Annotated in this window: 2 protein-coding genes and 1 pseudogene; 1 reads left to right on the plus strand and 2 read right to left on the minus strand. The window is 74.3% G+C overall.

Features of this window, described 5'->3' with window-relative positions; genetic code table 11:
* A pseudogene (locus I59_RS22700) lies at window positions 1–204 on the minus strand (hypothetical protein); the annotation flags it as partial.
* Between the two features lie 94 nt (window positions 205–298).
* Between I59_RS22700 and I59_RS06840 the strand changes: the two are divergent.
* Window positions 299–748, plus strand: coding sequence for a GNAT family acetyltransferase (locus I59_RS06840; protein ID WP_022903228.1), 450 nt, complete (start codon window positions 299–301; stop codon window positions 746–748).
* A 145-nt stretch (window positions 749–893) separates the two neighbouring features.
* On the opposite strand, the gene I59_RS20745 is transcribed toward I59_RS06840, so the two are convergent.
* Window positions 894–1,423: EamA family transporter (locus I59_RS20745; RefSeq protein WP_022903229.1), on the minus strand; the 530-nt coding region annotated here is incomplete at its 5' end.

Below are 1,423 nucleotides of genomic sequence, written 5' to 3' on the forward strand. Positions count from 1 at the left end.
CTGCCCCTGCACGGCCACGACATCGGTCCACCACGCCGTCCACACGACGTAGAGCCCGGTGCCCGCGCCTGCGATGATGAGGAGCTCGGCGATCAGCGAGACGATCGCGCCGCCGAGGGTCTGGCGTCGTCGCGCGGAGCGGTGCGCTGGCGCGTCGCTCGCCTGGTCGCCGGAGCGCGACGGGATGGTGTCGTGCGCGGTCACGAGGCTCCTGATCCTGTGGTGGTTCGGACAGTTGTACCATCCCATGCCGACGGCAGGGTGTCGGCGCTCTCCACAGGACCGTTACCGTGTGGAGATGGAGCACGTCATCCGGCCGTTCGCCCGACCCGACACCGAGGCGGTCGTCGCGCTGTGGGAGGCGTGCGGGCTCGTCCGCCCGTGGAACGACCCGCGGCGGGACATCGAGCGCAAGCTCTCGGTGCAGCCGGAGCTCTTCCTCGTCGCCGTCGAGGCGGGCGACCGGTCCGTCGAGACCGTCGACCGGGTCGTCGCGGCTGGCATGGCCGGCTTCGACGGACACCGGGGCTGGGTGAACTACCTCGCCGTCCGTCCCGACCTGCAGGGCTCCGGGCTGGGTCGGCGGCTCATGGAGGAGTTCGAGCAGCGGCTCGCGGCGATGGGCTGCCCGAAGCTCAACCTGCAGGTGCGGGCCGGCAACGAGCAGGTCATCGGCTTCTACGAAGCGCTCGGGTACGCGGACGACCGCACGGTGTCGCTCGGCAAGCGCCTCATCCCCGACGCCTGACCGCCCGCCGCCGCCCGCCGCCGCGTGCCCGAGTCTCGCGCTGGGCGACCGTTCTCGCGGCCGTCCGCGCGAGAACGGTCGCTCACCCCGAGTCTCGCGGCCGCCCGGCGCCCGCCCGCCCGGCGCGCGGCCGCCCGCCGCGGCCTCACACCAGCGCGAGCCCGACGGACGCGCCGAACGCCAGCACGATCCCGACGAGCTGGAGCGGCGTCAACCGCTCCCGCAGCACGACCCCCGCCAACACCACCGTCCCGATCGGGTAGAGCGCGTTCAGGACGCTCATCACCGGGAGCGTGAGGGGGTCGTCGCTCGAGTGCAGGCCGGCCTGCACGAAGACGTTCGCGAGCGCGTCGAAGAACCCGCACGCCACGACGGTCGCGACGAGCCGACCGGACCAGTGCGCCCGCCCCGCGGCCAGCAGGGGCACACGACCGACCGCAGCCGGCGCGGACAGCCGGCCCGGGCCTCCAGGCCGACCCGCGCCGTCACGGCGAACAGACGCGCCGGCGCCGCCACCTGTGTCCCCGCCTCCGCGCCGCACCACCACGACCGCGGCCACGCCGAGCAGCACCACCTGCAGCGCCGGCGCCACCACGAGCGGCGCCACGCCCGAGTCGGCGGGCGTCATGTCGTACGCCAGCACGATCCCACCGAACCTGCACTCCGCGACCGCCG

This window comes from Curtobacterium sp. B8 (assembly GCF_000333315.1).
Lineage (GTDB): Bacteria > Actinomycetota > Actinomycetes > Actinomycetales > Microbacteriaceae > Curtobacterium > Curtobacterium luteum.

Excerpts from the sequence above, each read along its gene's own strand:
- I59_RS06840 (WP_022903228.1), top strand. The coding sequence starts at position 299 with ATGGAGCACGTCATCCGGCCGTTCGCCCGACCCGACACCGAGGCGGTC.